The 14,051-nt window shown below is 71.4% G+C and carries 11 protein-coding genes; 3 read left to right on the top strand and 8 right to left on the bottom strand.

Annotated features, from left to right (window positions below):
• The first annotated feature begins 104 nt into the window (after window positions 1-104).
• On the top strand, window positions 105-1,670 hold the full coding sequence (locus ACWD3C_RS06025) for a purple acid phosphatase family protein (RefSeq protein ID WP_451140555.1): 1,566 nt from the start codon (window positions 105-107) through the stop codon (window positions 1,668-1,670).
• A gap of 94 nt (window positions 1,671-1,764) precedes the next feature.
• Here the strand turns inward: ACWD3C_RS06025 and ACWD3C_RS06020 are convergent, their stop codons facing one another.
• The 3 genes from ACWD3C_RS06020 to ACWD3C_RS06010 form a co-directional block, all read right to left on the bottom strand.
• Window positions 1,765-1,899, bottom strand: coding sequence for a hypothetical protein (locus tag ACWD3C_RS06020; protein WP_451140553.1), 135 nt, complete (start codon window positions 1,897-1,899; stop codon window positions 1,765-1,767).
• Between the two features lie 341 nt (window positions 1,900-2,240).
• Window positions 2,241-3,872: an L-glutamate gamma-semialdehyde dehydrogenase gene (pruA, locus tag ACWD3C_RS06015; RefSeq protein ID WP_451140551.1), complete on the bottom strand. Its 1,632-nt coding sequence runs from the start codon at window positions 3,870-3,872 to the stop codon at window positions 2,241-2,243.
• Between the two features lie 31 nt (window positions 3,873-3,903).
• Window positions 3,904-4,884, bottom strand: coding sequence for a proline dehydrogenase family protein (locus ACWD3C_RS06010; RefSeq protein WP_451140549.1), 981 nt, complete (start codon window positions 4,882-4,884; stop codon window positions 3,904-3,906).
• 143 nt (window positions 4,885-5,027) lie between these two features.
• Here ACWD3C_RS06010 and ACWD3C_RS06005 point away from each other — a divergent pair, with 143 nt between their 5' ends.
• Complete coding sequence (locus tag ACWD3C_RS06005; protein ID WP_451140547.1) at window positions 5,028-6,224, top strand: PucR family transcriptional regulator; 1,197 nt, start codon at window positions 5,028-5,030, stop codon at window positions 6,222-6,224.
• Between the two features lie 126 nt (window positions 6,225-6,350).
• Here ACWD3C_RS06005 and ACWD3C_RS06000 read toward each other — a convergent pair whose 3' ends face one another.
• The 5 genes from ACWD3C_RS06000 to ACWD3C_RS05980 all read right to left on the bottom strand — a co-directional run bounded on the left by ACWD3C_RS06000 (window position 6,351) and on the right by ACWD3C_RS05980 (window position 12,384).
• Window positions 6,351-7,052 carry an ATP-binding cassette domain-containing protein gene (locus ACWD3C_RS06000; RefSeq protein WP_451140545.1) on the bottom strand — a complete coding sequence of 234 codons (702 nt, stop codon included), beginning with the start codon at window positions 7,050-7,052 and terminating at the stop codon, window positions 6,351-6,353.
• Complete coding sequence (locus tag ACWD3C_RS05995) at window positions 7,049-8,074, bottom strand: ABC transporter ATP-binding protein (RefSeq protein WP_451140543.1); 1,026 nt, start codon at window positions 8,072-8,074, stop codon at window positions 7,049-7,051. The genes ACWD3C_RS06000 and ACWD3C_RS05995 overlap by 4 nt, the downstream gene beginning before the upstream one ends.
• The gene (locus ACWD3C_RS05990; protein ID WP_451140541.1) at window positions 8,064-9,842 is read right to left on the bottom strand and encodes an ABC transporter permease subunit; all 1,779 of its coding nucleotides are present in this window, start codon (window positions 9,840-9,842) and stop codon (window positions 8,064-8,066) included. Before ACWD3C_RS05990 ends, ACWD3C_RS05995 begins: the two co-directional genes overlap by 11 nt.
• On the bottom strand, window positions 9,839-11,329 hold the full coding sequence (locus tag ACWD3C_RS05985; protein WP_451140539.1) for an ABC transporter substrate-binding protein: 1,491 nt from the start codon (window positions 11,327-11,329) through the stop codon (window positions 9,839-9,841). Before ACWD3C_RS05985 ends, ACWD3C_RS05990 begins: the two co-directional genes overlap by 4 nt.
• 464 nt (window positions 11,330-11,793) lie before the next feature.
• A complete protein-coding gene (locus ACWD3C_RS05980; protein ID WP_451140537.1) occupies window positions 11,794-12,384 on the bottom strand; it encodes a TetR/AcrR family transcriptional regulator in 591 nt (196 codons plus the stop codon).
• Window positions 12,385-12,481: 97 nt separating this feature from the next.
• On the opposite strand from ACWD3C_RS05980, the gene ACWD3C_RS05975 reads away from it, so the two are divergent.
• Complete coding sequence (locus tag ACWD3C_RS05975) at window positions 12,482-14,020, top strand: MFS transporter (protein WP_451140535.1); 1,539 nt, start codon at window positions 12,482-12,484, stop codon at window positions 14,018-14,020.
• Window positions 14,021-14,051: the final 31 nt, after the last annotated feature.

The raw sequence follows: 14,051 nt of genomic DNA, 5'->3' as shown, positions 1-14,051 counted from the left end.
GTCCGTGATGTGGACGCGTACGGGTCACTCCGGCCCTCATCCGTTGACTGGCGTTCACCCGTATGTTTGCGGGGAGTTGGGGACTGCTGGGAAGTTCCCTACTCATGGACACCCCGAACGTCGGCATCCCGGAGCCGCTCGCGCGCCGGCTGAGCATGCCGGAGCAGCACGAGTACCTGCGTACGAAGCTGTCGCGGCGCCGCGCCCTGGTGACGGCGGGCGCGGTGGCGAGCGGGCTGCTGACGGCCGGCTGCACGGATTCCGAGACGCCCACCCGGCGTCGGACGCCCGCTCCGGCCCCGGCCACCGCTCAGGTCGACGGTGCCGTCGTCGCCCCGTTCGGCCGCCGACTCGCCTTCGGCGCCGACCCGAAGACGCAGATGCGGATCTCCTGGCAGGTGCCGTTCGCCATCCGCAAGCCGTACGTCCGGGTCGGGTTGAAGCCCTGGGACCTGAGCCGCCGGATCGAGGCGGAGGTGCGGGACCTGCACACCCCGTCCCTGTCGAAGAAGCTCCCGGCGGTCGACCAGTACTACTTGCACGCGGCCCTCGACGGCCTCCGGCCCGGCACGACGTACTACTACGGCGTGGGCCACGAGGGCTTCGACCCCGCCGAACGCCTGGAGACGCTCGGCATCTTCCGTACGGCACCGGCGCGCGCGGAGTCCTTCACCTTCACCGCCTTCGGCGACCAGGGCGTCAGCTACGACGCACTCGCCAACGACCAGGTGATCCTGGGCCGGAACCCCGCCTTCCACCTCCACGCGGGCGACATCTGCTATGCCGACACGACCGGCCACGGCAAGGAGGACGACACCTACGACGCCCGCGTGTGGGACCAGTTCCTCGCGCAGACCGAGTCGGTCGCCAAGTCGGTGCCGTGGATGGTCTCGTACGGCAACCACGACATGGAGGCCTGGTACTCACCGGACGGCTACGGCGGCCAACTCGCCCGCTGGACACTGCCGGACAACGGCTTCGACCCACGCGGGGCGCCGGGCGTCTACTCGTTCGTGTACGGCAACGTCGGCGTCGTGTCCCTGGACGCGAACGACGTGTCGTACGAGATCCCCGCCAACAGGGGCTACACGGACGGCAGGCAGACGGCGTGGCTGGACAAGCGCCTGGACGAGCTGCGGGCGTCCGGTTCCGTGGACTTCATCGTGGTCTTCTTCCACCACTGCATGTACTCGACGTCCACACACGCCTCGGACGGCGGCCTGCGCGACGCCTGGCTGCCCCTGTTCACCCGGCACCAGGTGGACCTGGTGATCAACGGCCACAACCATGTGTACGAGCGCACCGACGCCATCAAGGACGGCGAGGTGGGCCGGGCGGTGCCGGTAGGGGCGTCGACCGATCCGACGCGGGACGGGATCGTGTACGTGACGGCGGGCGGCGCGGGCAAGACGCTGTACGGGTTCCCGGACGGGGTCGCGGACAGCTACGAGGGCCGGGCGGAGACGGACCGCGAGCCGGTGAAGTCGTACTCCTGGACGGAGTCGCGGGACAAGGACTCGGAGACCGTGGAGTGGTCGCGGGTGCGCTACACCGGCTTCTCGTTCCTCTCGGTGGAGGCGGAGACCGGCGCGGCGGCCCGGCTGAAGGTGTCGGCGCTCGCGCAGAACGGGGCGCGGATCGACCACTTCGAGGTGCGGCGCGGAGCCTGAGCCTGAGACCCGGCCCGCGCCGCACCCCGTGCGGGTGCGGCTCCCGGCTTGTGGTGGTGCGGCTGATCCTTGTGGTGGTGCGGCTGGTCAGGGCTCAGTGGCCCGTGGATCCGCCGTTGTCCCTGCGGTCGAGGGCGCGCTGGAGCGCGGCGGCGGCCTGCTTGCGGTCGGACTCGCTCGTCGTACGGGAGAGGTGACGGACTCGGCGGCGGACGGTCGTCTCGGCCATGGGGGATCGACTCCTTCGAAATCCCGGAGTGCGGAAAAGGGGTTACGAGACTCCCCCACTGCCTTTAAGGGCGTGGGAGGTGCCCCCAGATGGGGCGGGGAGCGGTGCCGCAGGGGTTGCCTGCCTTCGGGCTCCGGCTCACGACCGCCATTCGCTGGATCGAGCGAGACGTTCGGCTCCTACAAAACTAAGCGAGGACCGGGCATCTGTCTCCACAATTACTTGGGCTTCCTACTATCTGAGACAGTGCATTGGGTCACACGGCTCTGAGCTGGGGTAATGGTAGAAAAGACAGAACGCCGGGCCCTGGTCCGAGGGCCCGGCGTCCGTAGGTGAGGGCCTCAGCCCATGTGCGGGTACGTGTAGTCGGTCGGCGGGACCAGCGTCTCCTTGATGGCGCGGGTCAGGGTCCAGCGCATCAGGTTCTGCGGGGCGCCGGCCTTGTCGTTCGTGCCGGACGCACGACCGCCGCCGAAGGGCTGCTGGCCGACGACGGCGCCGGTCGACTTGTCGTTGATGTAGAAGTTGCCGGCGGCGTAGCGCAGCTTCTGCGCCGTGTACGCGGCGGCCGCACGGTCGCCCGCGATCACCGCTCCGGTGAGGGCGTAGTCCGACACCGCCTCCATCTGGGTCAGCATCTCGTCGTACGCGCCGTCCTCGTAGACGTGCACCGCGATGAACGGACCGAAGTACTCGGTCCTGAAGACCTCGTTCTCCGGGTCGCTGCACTCGACGACGGTCGGGCGCACGAAGTAGCCGACCGAGTCGTCGTACGAGCCGCCCGCGACGATCGTGCAGGCCGGGTCCTCCTTGGCGCGGTCGATGGCGGCCTTGTTCTTGGCGAAGGCGCGCTCGTCGATGACGGCACCGATGAAGTTGGAGAGGTCGGTGACGTCACCCATGGCCAGCTGGTCGACCTCGGCCGCGAACTCCTCCTTGAAGCCGGAGTTCCAGATCGACGCCGGGACGTAGGCGCGGGAGGTGGCCGAGCACTTCTGGCCCTGGTACTCGAAGGCACCGCGGGTCAGGGCGGTCTTCAGGATGGCCCGGTCGGCGCTCGGGTGGGCGACCAGGAAGTCCTTGCCGCCGGTCTCGCCGACGATGCGCGGGTAGGAACGGTACTTCTCGATGTTGGCGCCGACCGTCTTCCACAGGTAGTGGAAGGTCTTGGTCGAGCCGGTGAAGTGGATGCCCGCGAGGTCACGGTGTTCCAGGGCGACCTTGGAGACCTCGACGCCGTCGCCGGTGACGAGGTTGATGACGCCCTTGGGCAGACCGGCCTCCTCAAGGAGCTGCATGAGCAAGACCGCCGCATGGGTCTGCGTCGGGGACGGCTTCCAGACGACGACGTTGCCCATGAGGGCGGGCGCCGTCGGCAGGTTGCCCGCGATCGCCGTGAAGTTGAACGGGGTGACCGCGTAGACGAAGCCCTCCAGCGGGCGGTGGTCGAGGCGGTTCCAGACGCCCGGGGAGTTGGCCGGGGGCTGCTCGGCGAGCAGGTCACGGGCGTACTTCACGTTGAAGCGCCAGAAGTCGATCAGCTCGCACGGAGTGTCGATCTCGGCCTGCTGGGCGGTCTTCGACTGGCCGAGCATGGTGGAGGCGGCCAGCGTCTCGCGCCACGGGCCGGACAGCAGCTCGGCGGCGCGCAGGATGATCGCGGCGCGGTCGTCGAAGGCCATCGCACGCCAGGCGGGCGCGGCGGCGAGGGCCGCGTCGATGGCGTCCTGCGCGTCCTGCTGGGTGGCGTTGCCGTAGGTGCCGAGGCGGGCCTTGTGGTTGTGCGGCTGCACGATGTCGAATCGCTCGCCGCCACCCATCCGCTGCTCGCCGCCGATGGTGCACGGCAGGTCGATGGGGTTCTCGGCCAGTTCCTTCAGCCGGGCCTCCAGCCGGACCCGCTCGGGCGAGCCGGGGGCGTAGCCGTGCACCGGCTCGTTGACGGGGGCGGGGACCTGGGTTACAGCGTCCATGGTTTCCGTACTCCTTACTGAGCGGTGTGAGTCAGCCCTTTGTGATCATGCTGCGCAGGAAGAACTGCAGGTTGGCGGGCTTCTCTGCGAGGCGGCGCATGAAATAGCCGTACCAGTCGGTGCCGTACGCCGTGTACACGCGCACCCGGTGCCCTTCGGCGGCGAGCCGCGCCTGCTCGTCGTTCCTGATGCCGTACAGCATCTGGAACTCGTACTCGTCGAGCTTTCGCCCGGCGCGACGCGCGAGCTCCTGTCCGATGGAGATCAGACGCGGGTCGTGGGACCCGATCATCGGGTACCCCTCTCCCTGCATCAGCACCTTCAGGATGCGCACATACGCCTTGTCGATCTCGGACTTCTGCTGGTACGCGACCTCGGCGGGCTCCTTGTACGCGCCCTTCACCAGGCGTACGCGGCTGCCGTTCGCGGCGAGGCGGCGGGCGTCGGCCTCGGTGCGGAAGAGGTAGGACTGGATCACGCAGCCGGTCTGCGGGAAGTCCTTCCGCAGTTCGTCGTGGATGGCGAACATCGAGTCGAGGGTGGTGTGGTCCTCCGCGTCCAGCGTCACGGTCGTACCGATCTCGGCGGCGGCCTCGACGACGGGGCGGACGTTGGCGAGGGCGAGGTCGTGACCGCCCGGGAATGTAGAGGTGGGCCCGGAGGGCCCTCGGTTGAGGGTGGTGGTGGGCGACGGGAGGGACTGCCCGAACATGGACAGCTTGACCGACATCTCGACCATCGGGCCGAGCTCCAGCGGTTTGAGCCGGTCGATCAGCTCCAGGTAGGCGTCACGGGCAGCGGCGGCCTGCGCCGGTGAGGTGATGTCCTCGCCGACGACGTCCAGGGTCATTTCCAGACCCCGGCCGGTGAGGTCCCGGACGACCGGGACGATGTCGTCCACCGTCTCACCGGGGATGAAGCGGTCGACGACCTGCTTGGTGACCGGGGCCGCCGAGATCAGGCGTCGCATCCGGTCGCTGCGCGACGCGGCGAGAATCACGGGACCCAGCACGGGGCACCTCCACAACACAACCAACACGAGGCCGGTACCCGACGATTCGGGTACGGCACGGAGAACCACCGTGAAACCTAAGGATCCCTCCGATCGTCTGCCATCGACAGCTGTCACGCATCCGTGCCGCAGATCTCAGACAGATGTATGAAGACGGCGCGGATCTGCGGGAGAATGCCCCTGTGACGTCGGAACACAAGGGTGACTACCAAGAGCTGGTCGACGACATCTCGGAGCTCCTGGGCGCCCCCGCGACCCTGGAGAACCGCGATTTCGAGCTGATCGCCTTCGGGGCGTACGACAGTGAGGGCGACCTCGACGCGTCGGCGCTGGACCCGGTGCGCACCCGCTCGATCCTCACGCGCCGGTCGACGTCCGCGGTACGGGAGTGGTTCGAGGGTTTCGGCATCACCCGGGCCACGGGTCCGGTGCACATCCCCCGCACCCCGGAGGCCGGCGTCCACCGGGGCCGGATCTGCCTTCCCGTACGCCACCGGGGTGTCGTCCTCGGCTACGTCTGGCTCCTGGAGACCGAGCCGGGCCCCTCCCCCGCCCAGCTCGCCGCCGCCATGGAGGTCGCCGCCCGCATCGGCGCCCTCCTCGCCGACGAGGCCCAGGCGGGCGCCGACCTGACCCGCGAACTGAGGGCGGTCCTCGTCGCCGAGCGCGACGGGCAGCGTGACCTGGCGGTCACCGAGCTCCGCACGGCCCTCGGCCCGCGCGCCGACGGCATCCACACGGTGGTCTGCGTGGCGCCCTGGCCCGGCGCCGACCCCTCCGTCCGTACGGTGCCGGGGGCGACGGCGCTCTGCGCGGTCCCGTGGGGCGCGACCACCCAGAGCCTCGCCCTCCTGGTCCGCCTCCGCTCGGCGGACGCGACGGCCCCCGCGCTGACGGCGGCCTCACGGCTCCTGGAGCGGGCGGGAACGAAATCCGCGGCCGGCGTCACCACCCCCCGTTCCGGCCTCGCCGACCTGGCCACCGCCTGGCACGAGGCCTCCTCCGCCGCCCGCGCCGCCCTGGCAGAACCCCGCCTCGGCCCGGTCGCCGAGTGGAACTCCATCGGCCCGTACCGCCTCCTCACCTCCCTCCCCCCACACTCCCCGCAGGACCCCGCCGTACGCCGCCTCCTCACCCCCGCCCACCACGACCTCGCCCGCACCGCCGAGGCCTTCCTCGACCGCGCGGGCCAGGCCGGCCGCACGGCAGCCGAGCTGGGCGTCCACCGGCAGACGCTGTACTACCGGCTCTCACGGGTGGAGCAGCTCACGGGGCTGGATCTGGACGACGGGGAGGACCGGTTGCTGCTGCACATGGCGTTGAAGGCGCATCGGCTCTGAGTAGTCCTGGGGCTGCGTTGCTTGTCTTCGTGAGGCTCCGTCCCGCCGCGTTCCTGGCCGGGCCGCCTGTGCGATGGTGGTCGCGTGGGCGGGGGGGTGCGTAGCGACCGTACGGCCGCAGGAGCGCTACGGCCGTACGAGCCGTCCTGCCCGCATCTCGATCGAACGGCCCGCGAAGTGGCGTACCACCGCCCGGTCGTGGCAGATGAACAGGTACCCGAGTCCCAGCTCGTCCTGGAGGTCGGCGAGGAGGTTGAGGACTCCGGCGCGGACGGACGGGTCGAGGGCGGACACCGGCTCGTCGAGGACGAGCAGGCGCGGCTCGGAAGCCAGTGCGCGGGCGATTCCGGCGCGTTGGCACTGGCCGCCGGAGAGTTCGTGCGGGAGGCGGTCGCCGTATGCCGGGTCGAGGCCGACGCGGTCGAGGAGTTCGGCGACCCGGGCGGGGCCCGTCGTGTCCCAGCGGCCCTGGACGCGCAGGGGTTCCGCGACCGCGTCACGGATGCGGTGGCGGGGGCTGAGGGAGCCGTAGGGGTCCTGGAAGACGGGTTGCATCCGGGGGCGGAGCGGGCGGAGTTCGCGTTCGGGGAGAGTCGTCAAGTCACGGCCCTCGAAGTGGACTTCACCCGAGTCGGGGCGGCGCAGCTGGAGCACGGCGGCGACCGTGGAGGACTTGCCGCAGCCCGACGGGCCGTTCAGGGCCACGGTCTCCCCGGCGTCCACGGTGAAGGAGACGTGATCGACGGCCGTGACGTCACCGTAGCGCACGACCAGGTCACGAACGTCCAGCAGAGGACTGCTGGGTAGAGGGCTGCTCATCTGCGTCATACGGGCTGCTCCAGGAACAACTCGGCTGCCGGGTACGGCACTTCGTCCCAGCGGTGGCAGGACACCTCGCGTCCGTCGCCGTTCGCCCACGGCTGCGGTTCCTCGCGGTGGCAGCGGTCCTCGGCGAGCGGGCAGCGCGGCGCGAAGGCGCAGCCGGGCGGGAGGGCGGCCGGGGAGGGCGGGGTGCCGGGGATGGTGGGCAGGCGTCGGCCACCGACGGCCCGCTCCTCGGGCGGCAGCGACGCCAGCAGGCCCGCCGTGTACGGCGCCCGGGGGCGGGCCAGCACCTCGTCGGCCGGGCCCTGTTCGACCTGGCGGCCGGCGTACATGACGAGCACGCGGTCGGCGTGGTCGCGTACGACCGACAGATCGTGCGTGACCAGCACGAGCGCGGCGCCGAGGGCCTCGCGCTGCTCGCCGAGGACCCGGAGCACCTGTTCCTGGAGGTCCGCGTCGAGGGCCGTGGTGGGCTCGTCGGCGACGACCAGGTCCGGTTCGTTGATCGTCGCCATGGCGATCACGGCCCGCTGCCGCATACCGCCGGAGTACTCGTGCGGATACGCCCGCGCCTTGCGTACGGCGTCCGCGATCCCCACCCGGTCGAGTGCGGCGACCGCCCGGGCCCGGGCCTCCTTGCGCGAGACCCCGGCGACCGACCGTACGGCGGCGGCGAGTTGGTCGCCGACCGGGTGTACGGGCGAGAGCGCGGAGAGGGCGTCCTGGGGGACGAGCGCGAGGCGGCGGCCGCGCAGGGCGGCCAGCATCGGGCGGTCGGCGTCCACGAGTTCGGCGTACGACGCGGCCACGGCCCCCTCCCGCAGCCGTACGCTCCCCGACACGCTCGCCTCCCGGGGCGCCATGCCCAGCACCGCCCGCGCCGTGAGCGACTTGCCCGCGCCCGACTCCCCGACCAGGGCGAGGACTTCGCGGGGGCGGACGTCGAAGGACAGGCCGCGTACGGCCTCGACGGCGCCGAAGGCGACCCGCAGGTCACGGACCGACAGCAGAGCGTCAGTGGACAAGGGAGCGCTCCTTCGTGCGGGACGGGAACGTGAGCCGAGGCGTACGGCGGGCCGTGCGCGGCCGCCCCTCCGCGTAGGAGGCGCCCGACACCGCCAGTCCCGCCATCACGGCCAGCGCGACCGCCGGAGCCAGGGCCGCCCAGGGCGCCCGTTCCACGTACGCGCGGGACTCGTCGAGCAGCAGGCCCCACTCGGGGGTGGGCGGCTGGGTGCCCAGGCCCAGGAAGCCGAGTGAGGCCAGGGCGAGGGCGATGCCGGGGAGGCGGAGAAGGGCGTGGCGGGACACGGGCCCGGCCACCGACGGGAGCACGTGCCGGGTGAGGATCCACCACGGTGGTGCGCCGATGGCCCGTTGGGCGGTCAGGAACGCCGACGCCCGCACCTCCTGCACCAGCGCCGCCGCGTGCGCGGACAGCGCGGGCCAGGACAGCAGGGTGACCGCGAGGGCGGCGCCGCCGGTGCCGGGCCCCACGACCGCCGCGACCAGGATGCCGACGATCACCGGGGGCAGGGCATTGGCGATGTCGGCGGCCCCGGCGGCCACGCCCGGCAGGAAGCCGAGCGCCAGGGAGATCAGCAGACCGAGCAGACAGACGGCCGCCGCCGTGCCGACCGTCGAGGCGGCCCCGTGCCCGAGCCGGGCGAGCACGTCACGGCCCAGGCCGTCGGTGCCGAGCGGGTACGACCACGAGGGCGCGGCCAGCCGGTTCGTCGTGTCCACCAGGTACGGGTCGCGCAGCAGGCCCCAGCCGATGGTCACGGCGAGGACGGCGGCGAGCGCCAGCGGGATCGCCGGGTGCACGCGGACCGGGCGGGCCGGCGGCAGGCTGAGCCCGGCGTCGCGCAGGGCGGGTCCCAGCATCCGGCGCCGTGCGAGCGTGGCCAGCGCGCCGGTGACCAGTCCGAGGGCGAGCAGGGCGAGGACGGCGCCCTGAAGCAGCGGCAGGTCCTGCGACCTGGCCGCGCCGAGGGCCGTACGCCCGATGCCGGGCACCGCGAACACCACCTCCACGGCGACCGCGCCACCGGTGAGACCGACGGCGACCATCCCGAACTGCGGGATCAGGGGCGGCAGTACGCGCCGAAGGGCGGCCCCCGCGATCCGCGCCCGGCCGACCCCCGCACCCCGCCACAGCTCCACCCACCGCTCGTCCAGCACGGCGGGCAGCGCGTCCGCGACCAGACGGCCGAGCAGCCCGCCTGCCGGGACGCCGAGAGCGAGGGCGGGCAGGACCATGTACTCCGGGCCCTGCCAGCCGGACGTCGGCAGCCAGCCCAGCCACACCCCGCACACCAGCAGCGCGACCGTGGCGAGCAGGAACTCGGGCACGGCGGCCAGCATCGCGGCGAACGCCCCGGCCGACCCCCGGCCCCGTACCAGAACCGGCGCGACCAGCGCGCACGCCAGCAGCACCGCCACGGCGAAGGCCGCGCCCATCAGCCCCAGGGAGACCTGGAGGCCGGAGACGACGGACGGCAGGACGTCCGTGCCCGACACCCACGAGGTGCCGAGGTCACCGCGCAGCAGCCCGGACGCCCAACTCCCGAGCAGCGAAAGGGGACCGCTGTCGAGGCCCAGGTCGGCGCGGATCGCGGACAGCGCCTCCTCGGTCGCCTCCTGTTCGGCGGAGCGTGCCCGCAGGACCGTCAGAGCGGGGTCCCGGCCGGAGAGCCAGGGCAGCAGGCCCACGGCGGCGACGACGGTGACGAGACAGACGAGACGGGTCGATCCGGTGGGGCCGGCCAGCCTCTTCAGACGGGCTTTCACTGGACGTAGGTGTCCACCGTGACGAGCTCGCGCTCGCGCGGGTCGTGCGCCGCGTCCACGACCCCGGCCGCGTCGCCCTGGATCACACGCTCGTGGAGCATCGGCACCGCGGCGTCGGTGGCGAGCACGGCGGCCTCGGCCTCGATGACGGCCTGGCGGCGCGCATCACCGGTCTCGGTCTGATTGGCCTTGTCCAGCGCCTCGTCGACGGTCTTGTCGGCGAGCTGGGGGATGTTGAAGGAGCCGTCGGAGGCGAAGTCGCTGTAGAGGTAGGCGGCCGGGTCGCCGGAGTCGAGAACGGTGGCGCGGGAGAGGATGAAGGCGTCGAACTCGCCCGCCAGCATGTCGGATTCGATGTTCGCGTACTCGCGGATGTCGAGCTTCACCTTGAATCCGGCCTTCTGGAGCTGCTGCTGCAGTGTGGCCGCGACCTCGGGCAGCTCGGCGCGGTCGGTGAAGGTGCCGAGGGTGACGGTCGCGCCGTCCGGGTCACCGGCCTCGGCCTCCCGCTCGACGGGCGACCGCAGTTCGGCGGCCCACGGGAGCGCCGGGCCGAGCAGCCCCTCGGCGACATCGGCCCGTCCCTCGTACACGCCGTCGACGATCGACTTCGTGTCGAGGGCCTCACGGGCGGCGGCCCGCAGCGAGGCGTCCTTGAAGACGCCCTTCTCGGTGTTCAGGTACAGCGTGTTCGTGCGCGGCATCGGGACCTCGGTGATCAGGTCCTGGTCGAGCACCGCGGCCTGAGACACCGGCACCGATTCGACGATGTCGGCCTCGCCGCTGCGCAGGGCGGCCGCGCGGGCGGTGCCGTCCGGCACGAACTTCGCGTCGATCCCGGAGGCCTTGGCCTTGCCTCCCCAGTACTCGTCGTAGCGGTCGAGGGAAGCGGAGGACGTGCCGTTGACCTTCGTCAGCTCGAAGGGGCCGGTGCCCGCGCCGACGGGGTTGACGGTCTTCCCCTCGTACGCCTTCGCCGCCAGGATCGACAGCTGCGGCGAGCTCAGCCGCTGCGGGACGAGCGGGTCCTCGGTGCCCGTCGTGACCGTCACCTTGTCGCCCTCGGCCTCCACCGTCAGGTCGACGCCGTCGAGGATGCGCGGCTTGGGGGAGGCGGTCGCCGCCTCGGTCAGCGAGTTCACGACGGCCTCGGCGGTCAGCTCCGTACCGTCGTGGAAGCTGACCCCGTCCCGGAGCGTGAACGTCCAGCTCTTCCCGGACTGCTCCCACTCGGTCGCCAGCGCGGGCTGCGCGTCACCCTCCGCGTCCAGCTTCACCAGCGTCTCCGCCGTCGACCAGCGCGACAGCTTGAACGCGTCGTCGGACAGCGGCGACAGCCCCGATCTCGGCGGCTGCATCATCGCCAGGCGTATGCGTTTGCCCTCGGCGGACGTGTCACTCGACTCGGACGACGCGAAACAGCCGGTGAGCAGGGCGGAGGCCGCGGTGACCGCGGTGAGGGGAAGAAGACGGGCGGGGACGCGCACGGGACACTCCGGGTAAGGGCAAGGTCAAAAGTTGAATGTGGGCCGACCGTAGCACGATGACAATCGTTTTCAGAAGCTTGTCTTGATCGCATCGATATTGGTCTTGATCACACCCGCCGCGAGGAGTCCGCCGCCGAGCGGAAGCGGACCCGGGCCGAGGTCGGCGGCCTCGGGGGCTGCGAGCGGCGCGACGTCGATCTCGGTCCCGCCATGTTCGGCCGCATGGAGCAGAAGGAGTCCGGAGCCAAGACGTATGTGTCGGCCGAGGCATGAGGGGACTCCATCGGCTACGAGGCGTGCAGCGACGACTCGGACGCCTTCGAATCCCTCCCGGTCATCCTGACGGTGGACGACTCACGACTCGGCGAAGAGGGCCGTACGGCGTCTCCGCCCCGCGACGTGCTGTTCGTGCTCGTGGCGTTCGTTGCCGTACTGGGGGCTCGGGGTTGGGGCCGGCGCAGGTGTCACTCCCGCGGCTTGGTCGCCGCGGCGATCACCTGGCGCAGCCCGTCGGCGAGTTCGTCCGCGCTGGGTGCGCTGGGCGGGTCGAAGGTCCACAGGGCGATGAGCCCGGTCATGAGGGTCGTGTAGAACTTGCCGAGCGTGTCCACGGCCTCCTCCGGGACGTCCTCCTCCCGCCCGCCCATGAGCATCGGGATGATGCCACGGCCACCCTCCCGCTGGGCGCGGGCCAAGTGGTCGCGCACCTCCGGCAGTCGGTCGCCCATGACCACGATCTCCATGCTGAGGTGCCACAGCGAACCGGGCTCGCGCATGGTCGCGATGATGTTCGACCAGACCTCCTGGAACCGCTCGACCGAGCCGGGCTCGGTCCCGGAAGTGGCCTGCTCGGTGGCGTCGAAGGCTTCGGAGACCTCCTCGACCAGCGATACGTAGGCCTGGGCGAGCAGCGCGTCCTTCGAGCCGTAGTGGTAGCCGATCGAGGCCAGGTTCGTCCCCGACTCCTTGACGATGTCACGCACCGTCGTACGCGCGAAGCCCTTCTCCAGCAGGCAGCGCTTGGCACCTTCGAGCAGATCTTCACGATGTCCCATGCGGGTCAGGGTACCGCCGATCCATACAACCGTCCTAGACGATCGATTTATACGCTTGTACTAGACGGGCGTATAAAACGCTCGTACAGTCCCTGTCATGGTGACGAACTCCGAGAACCCTCCCGAGCGCGCCGGACGTCGTGAGTGGACCGCCCTCGCGGTCCTGATGCTTCCGCTGCTGCTGGTCTCGATGGACGTGTCGGTCCTCTACTTCGCGATCCCCGAGATCAGCGCGGACCTGGAGCCGAGCGGCACCCAGCAGCTGTGGATCTTCGACATCTACGCGTTCGTGCTGGCCGGGCTGCTGATGACGATGGGGGCGCTGGGCGACCGCATCGGCCGCCGCCGGCTGCTGCTGATCGGCGCGGCCGCCTTCGGCGCCGCATCGCTCGTGGCGGCGTACGCGAACAGCGCCGAGACCCTGATCGCGGCCCGCGCGGTGCTCGGCATCGGCGGCGCGACCCTGATGCCCTCGACGATGGCGCTGGTCCGCACGATGTTCACGGACCCCGGGCAACGGGCGCAGGCGATCGGCATCTGGTCCGGCGTGATGACGGCGGGCGTGGCGCTCGGCTCGGTGCTGAGCGGCGTCATGGTCGAGTACTTCTGGTGGGGCTCGGTCTTCCTGGTCAACCTGCCCGCCATGGCGCTGCTGCTGGTCCTCGGCCCCGTCCTGCTCCCCGAGTCGCGGAGCCCCTCCCCCGGCCGCTTCGACCTGCTGAGCATGCCCCTGTCCATGGCGGCCGTCCTGCCCGTGATCTACGGCCTCAAGGAGATCCCGTCCGAGGGCTGGAACGTGCGGTACGTCATGTCGGTGACCGTCGGCCTGCTCTTCGCCACGCTGTTCGTCCACCGCCAGCGCACGACGGCGTCCCCGCTGATCTCACCGTCGCTGTTCGGCGGCCGGGGCTTCGCGCCCGCCGTCGCTCTGAACCTCGTCGCCGCCTTCGGAATGATGGGCTCGGCCTACTTCACGACCCAGTACCTTCAGTCCGTCCTCGACAAGAGCGCCCTGGAGGCCGCGCTGTGGTCCCTGCTGCCCTCGGTGCTCATCGGCGTGGCGGTACCGGTGACGGGCCGGCTCGTGCAGCGTGGCGTGAACCGCGCGTACGTCGTGGGGGCCGGCTTCGTCACCGCCGCGGCCGGCTACGGCCTGCTCGCCCTGGCCGGCACGGACTCCCTGTGGCTGGTCCTGGCCGGCGCGGGCGTCCTCGCCTCCGGCATCGTCACCGTGATGTCCCAGATGACCGACCTCGTCCTGGGCACGGCCCCCGTCGAGAAGGCCGGCTCCGCCTCCTCCCTCCTGGAGACCGGCCAGGAGTTCGGCGGCGCCCTCGGTATGGCGGCCCTCGGCTCCATCGGTACGGCGGTCTACCACGACGAGATTCCGTCCACCGCCCCGGCCGCGGCCCGGGAGACCCTGGGCGGCGCGCTCGCCGTGGCCGACGGTATGCCCGGGCAGACGGGTTCCGCCCTGGCGGCGGCCGCGCGGGAGGCGTTCACCGCCGGCATGCAGGGCGCCGCGCTGGCGGGGGCGGTGGTCCTGCTGGGGGCCGGGGTGGTGGCTGTGAGGGCGTTGCGGGAGGTGCGGGTACGGGACACGGAGTGCGCGGAGGGGGAGAGGGTGCTTGCTTGAGGGGTGAGGGTTCTTGAGGGATGGTCTTGAG

The organism is Streptomyces sp. NPDC002845, from assembly GCF_053591955.1.
The sequence above is the reverse complement of the archived record's forward strand: the minus strand, read 5'-3'. Positions and strand labels throughout refer to the sequence as shown.